Source organism: Bacteroidota bacterium, from assembly GCA_039111535.1.
In the GTDB taxonomy this organism is placed as follows: domain Bacteria; phylum Bacteroidota; class Rhodothermia; order Rhodothermales; family JAHQVL01; genus JBCCIM01.
The window spans coordinates 1-5,142 of record JBCCIM010000297.1 but is presented as its reverse complement, the minus strand read 5'-3'; the positions used below and the strand labels follow the sequence as shown (position 1 = coordinate 5,142).

5 protein-coding genes are annotated in these 5,142 nt (G+C 52.2%); 2 read left to right on the top strand and 3 right to left on the bottom strand.

What is annotated here, in order from left to right; translation table 11 throughout:
• The 3 genes from AAF564_25810 to AAF564_25800 all read right to left on the bottom strand — a co-directional run.
• Positions 1-1,664: carboxypeptidase-like regulatory domain-containing protein (locus AAF564_25810; GenBank protein ID MEM8488988.1), on the bottom strand; the 1,664-nt coding region annotated here is incomplete at its 3' end.
• Between the two features lie 47 nt (positions 1,665-1,711).
• On the bottom strand, positions 1,712-2,695 hold the full coding sequence (locus AAF564_25805; GenBank protein ID MEM8488987.1) for a FecR domain-containing protein: 984 nt from the start codon (positions 2,693-2,695) through the stop codon (positions 1,712-1,714).
• Between the two features lie 47 nt (positions 2,696-2,742).
• Complete coding sequence (locus AAF564_25800; protein MEM8488986.1) at positions 2,743-3,348, bottom strand: RNA polymerase sigma-70 factor; 606 nt, start codon at positions 3,346-3,348, stop codon at positions 2,743-2,745.
• A 102-nt stretch (positions 3,349-3,450) separates the two neighbouring features.
• Between AAF564_25800 and AAF564_25795 the strand changes: the two genes are divergently transcribed.
• A complete protein-coding gene (locus AAF564_25795) occupies positions 3,451-4,260 on the top strand; it encodes a cyclase family protein (protein MEM8488985.1) in 810 nt (269 codons plus the stop codon).
• 24 nt (positions 4,261-4,284) lie between these two features.
• Positions 4,285-4,872 carry a GNAT family N-acetyltransferase gene (locus AAF564_25790; GenBank protein MEM8488984.1) on the top strand — a complete coding sequence of 196 codons (588 nt, stop codon included), beginning with the start codon at positions 4,285-4,287 and terminating at the stop codon, positions 4,870-4,872.
• The last annotated feature ends 270 nt before the right edge of the window (positions 4,873-5,142 follow it).

Sequence of the window (5,142 nt, the reverse complement as noted above, 5' to 3'; positions counted from 1 at the left end):
TGGCCGGCGGCGTTGGTCCGTTCTGCGAGGTACAACGCTGTGGATTCGGTGCGGGTATGCAGACCAACGCCAAACGAAAGTGTTTGCGTTTCCGACAGCCGCCATGCTGCGCCGATGCGCGGTTCAAGGGAGTGGTTTTTGTTGAAAGCAAAGTACGTGTAGTGCACACCGGGCGTGAGGGTGAGTCGGGCAGATGGCCGAAGCTTGAGCTGGACGTGGCTGTTCAACATGTTTGTGCTTCCTTTCTGGTCGAGGAAGTTGATCAGGGGACCGTTTATGCTGTCCCTGATGCGGTCAACGAGGTTGTATGAAAGCTGGCTGCCTACAATGCCGACCTGAAGCGTCTGGCGGGCATTGAACTTGTGATTCAACTGAAGCGAAGCCCGATATGCTGCGTTGCGGGTATCTTGCTGCTCGAGGATCCGGCCGCGGTAGTCTTCACTCGGAATGAGCAGCAGTTCGTCGTCTGTTCTTCGCTCCCCCGAAATCATGCCGATCGCTTTGAGGTATGTGTTTGGCCCAAGCAAATGCAGGTAAGAAGCGCCGAGTATGCCAACCCGTGGTGCGTATTTCCCGTTGATGGCGTCGTCGATCGGGTCTACCCACTGCGTGGAGTCCGCAACCGCTGATCCGTAAATATCCTGTGCATCGCCGCCCAGGCCAAAGAGCGTAAAGCTATTGCCTTTTTGGGTAGGGAAATTGAATTTGAAAGACAGATCCTGGTATTGGATGGACTCGTCTGGCAACACGCCAAAGTTGTTAAGCACACCCAGCGTAGAATACCGGTAGTTGATCAGGAACGAGCCATTGTAATCAGCACTGAATGGCCCTTCGATGGCCGCATCAATCCCCAGTACCCCGATTTGGAATGCATACTCCCGTTTCACCGCGTTACCATTTCTCAAGAACAAGTCAAACACGCCTGAAGCTGCATTGCCATACTCAGCTGGAAAAGCGCCGGTAAAGAAATCGGACCGGCTCAGGGTGCTCGAACTTAGCATGCTCACGCCGCCGCCAGATGCGCCTTCGCCGCCAAAGTGATTGGGATTAGGCACTTCGATGCCTTCTAAACGCCACAACAGGCCTTTGGGAGCGTTGCCGCGCACCACGATGTCATTGAGCAAGTCATCCCCGCCACCAGTGACGCCGGCAAATGTCTGGGCCATACGTGCCGGGTCGGAAATACTGGCTGCGTAGCGTTGGGTTTGTTCAACAGAAAAAGAACGCGCGCTGACCGTTGCCATTTCATTCACTGCGACGCCTTCAAACTCATCTGCTACAACAACCACCCCTTCAGTTTCGATGACCGATTCCTGGAGCTCCAGAGCAAGTACCAGCTCTTTGCCGGCCGTAATCAGCATGTCTGATAGTACAAGAGGCTCATAGCCGATGTAGGTGACCTGGAGTGTGGCGCGGCCAACGGGCACGTCCGTAATTGCGAAGCGGCCGTTTACATCGCTGCTGGTACCTTTAAGCGGATTTGTATTTAGGACGATGACATTGACCCCGATCAACGGTGCCTGGGTATCAAGATCTACAACCGTCCCGCGAATAGACTGGGTAATCGGAACAGCTTGCGGTGGAATATCCTGGGCTGTTGCCACATCGGTGTGGGGCACGAATGCTGTGAGCAGCAATGCAAAAAGCAGATGTATGTATTTCATGGTTTAATCAGTTCGGATGAGATTTCCCCGGTGAATCCGTGGGAAAATCATTTGGAGCATCCGGTACCGTTAAACGCATATACACCTTGGGTTACAGAAGCGTCGACGTTAAGGCTGAATGAGAGGGCAGCAAGCACTTCTCCAAGTGCCGGCGCCTCAAATTCACCGGTAAATGTACATGCTGCCAGGGCTTCAGCGGGCGGCTCAATTACAATGGCAAAATGTGCCTGTAACATTGTAACCACTTCATCAAAAGAAGTCCCATCAAAAGCCAGTGGCTGCGCGCGCCATGCCATGAAATCAGGATTGTTGTTGGGTTGCTGGCGTAGCGTTCCTGTTGCCTTGCTAAGCATCCCCTGGTATCCTGCTTCCAAAATGGTGCGTGCTGTTGAATCGACATGGCTCAGGGCTACTCGTCCGGTCGCAACCGTAACCACAATCGGGTCTTCACCCGGCAGGTTGCTCACGTTGAACGAGGTCCCGAGTACCTGGACCAGGCCGACACCGCTTTGTATCGAGAAGGGGCGGTCAGGGTTGTGTGTTACATCAAAAAATGCTTCTCCCGAAAGATCTACCTGGCGGGTGTTGAATGCAGCGTCGTAGGTCAGTTTGCTGTTTTCATTAAGCCAGATGGTGCTTTCGTCGGGTAACACAACCTGCCGCATTTCGTTCGATGCGGTTTCGATCACCTGCAAGTCGCCGGCAGTAAGTTGAAGCAGCGCGATAAGGCCTCCAATCAATACTGTGGCAGCGGCCGCTATCCTGAATACAGTACGTGAGAAGAGGGGGGTAATCTTTGCTGTTTCCCTGGGCGAAATCCGCTCCTTGAAGCGGGAAATTTCGTGATCTAGGTCGATGTCCAGTGTCGAATCAACAGGTGCTGTTAACGTCCATATACGCTCCGCCTCCTGGAGCTGCGCGCGGTTTTCGTGCGCGCTGCCCAGCCACATGTCGAATGCTTCCTGCTCTTGAGCAGTCAGTTCACCCGCCAGGTGTTTGTGTATTAGCGTTTCGTAGTATTCGGATTGCATAAACCTGTTGGTTTTGAATACGGGACGTGTTCAAACAGCCTGTACCCCTATGGTACCCTGAAAAAAAATAAATAATAGTGGAGCAGAAGGCCAATTGATAGCACCGTTGCCAGCGCTTTACGTAATATTTTCAATGCCTTTGACATCTGGTTTTCGACCGTTTTTGGCGAAATTTCCAGTTTTTCTGCAATTTGTTTATACGACAGCCCTTCACGCCGGCTCAGGATAAAAACAAGCCGGCAGCGCTCCGGTAACTGCCCGATGGCCCGCTCAACAAGTGCGGCAGTTTCTTTGGCTTCAACGTCGCGCTCAACGTGTGTTGTGGCGGTCTGGATTGTTGCCTGCTGCAAGTTGCTGGCTGCATCCCATTGCACTTTCCGCGCTTCGTATGCACACCGCTGGTTATCGATGCTTGCGTTTGTTACGCTCTTCTTCAAATAACCGAGTATGGAAGTTTGAATGTGCAACCGTTCCTTGTTGGTCCACAGCCGCACAAATACATCCTGCACCACGTCTTTGGCCACTTGCTGGTTATGCACAATGCGAAACGCTACCTGGCAAAGGGGGACAAAATAGATGCTAAAGAGCATGTTGATGCCCCGCTCGTCGCCGGCTTTTAAAAGTGCTAATATTTCCTGGCCTTTGGAATCCAACGAGGTACAGATCTTTTAGGAATCTTGACTGGTCTGTTATATTGGGCTTACTTTCAGGACATAGCCCACCTTTTATCCTCACGGTAATTACTGTTTACCATCATGCAAGTCAAGCATATCCTACTTTTTGGTTTACTCTTTATGTTTGTTGGATGGATGGGGTGTGAGTCGGAATCTAAGCATGCCGCTAACCCGCTGGATGGCACGTGGATTGATCTGACCTACGCATTTTCGGATGAGACCCTTTACTGGCCTACTTCTGCATTATTCCAGATGGATACAGTTGCCGTGGGCTATATGGAAGGCGGGTTCTATTATGAGTCGTACCAGGTAGCGACGGCTGAACACGGCGGCACACACCTGGATGCCCCGGTACACTTCTCGGAGGGCAAGCAGTCAACCGAACAAATACCGCTAGACCGTCTCATCGGGCCGGCAAGCGTGGTTGATGTGTCTGCACAGGCCGCCGCAGACCGGGACTACCTCGTCACAACAGCTGATATCATAGCATGGGAAGCCTCGCACGGCGAACTTCCGGATGGTAATATCTTGCTGATTCGTACAGGGTATGGTGCCCACTGGCCAGATGCTGAAAAGTACCTGGGTACAGCACTGCGGGGTGCTGAAGGGGTTGCCAATTTACATTTCCCCGGCTTACATCCCGATGCTGCCCAATGGCTTGTAGACAACCGCAATATCAGCGCGTTAGGGATAGATACAGCCAGTATCGATTATGGTCAGTCTACAACGTATAGCAGCCATGTAGCGCTGTTTGCGGCAAATATCCCGGCGTTCGAAAATGTAGCCAATATGGACCAATTGCCGGCAACTGGCGCCCATGTGGTGGCGCTTCCTATGAAAATTAAGGGGGGGAGCGGCGGTCCGTTACGCATTATTGCCCGCTTGCCCTGATTATTGTCTTTGGTGAGGCAGGCTGTGTTTCCTAGAATCCTGAAAACCCGTGATGATCAGCACCTCGTTATACGGGAAGCTGAAGCGAGCGACGCGGCTTGGTTACTGGCGTATTTTGAACGCGTGAGCGGTGAAACGTCATTCCTTTCATTCGGACCGGGTGAATTTGAGATGACGGAGGCTGAAGAAGCTGTTTATCTCGATCGATGCAGAAGCGCCGCCAATTGTCTCTACGTCCTTGCCTTTGTAGACCAGACCCTCGCCGGCACCCTCAGTTGTTCATCCAGTAATAGACAGCGGCTCAGCCATGTGGCAGAATTTGGCATTACCGTAGCCCGCGCCTTCTGGGGACGCGGGATTGGCGATGCCCTGATGGACAGCATGCTCGACTGGGCCAAGGCTTCTGGCATCATCAAAAAAATCAACCTCAAGGTCCGCGCAGACAACGCGCCGGCCATCAAGCTATACAAAAAGAAGGGCTTTGAAGTAGAAGGGGTGCTGAAAAAGGAAAACTTCGTAGACGGCGTCTACCACGACCTGTTGCATATGGGGGTTTGGAGTGAGGAGATAGGAGATAGGAGTGAGGAGATAGGAGATAGGCGTTTTGAGTGAGGAGATAGGAGGGATGGCGTAAGGCCTGGCGTCTGTCATCGTGAGCTTGCGAAGGACCTCTTTCAGGAGGGCAACCCTTGTTGGAATATCGAACATCAAACAAGGAACTCCGAATTTCGAAGGGTCGTTTGTCTCGTCCTGCTATAGGTTTACAGCAAAGCAAGTAAACCATGGAAAAGCGAGTAATAAAGCGCTATAGTATATCCTTCAAGAAACATCTAGTGGGAGAATATGAGTCTGGTGCATCCTTGAGTGCTCTAGGGAGGCGCT

Bases quoted from the DNA above. Each gene is read 5' to 3' on its own strand.
- AAF564_25805 (MEM8488987.1), bottom strand. From the start codon at position 2,695: ATGCAATCCGAATACTACGAAACGCTAATACACAAACACCTGGCGGGT.
- AAF564_25795 (MEM8488985.1), top strand. From the start codon at position 3,451: ATGCAAGTCAAGCATATCCTACTTTTTGGTTTACTCTTTATGTTTGTT.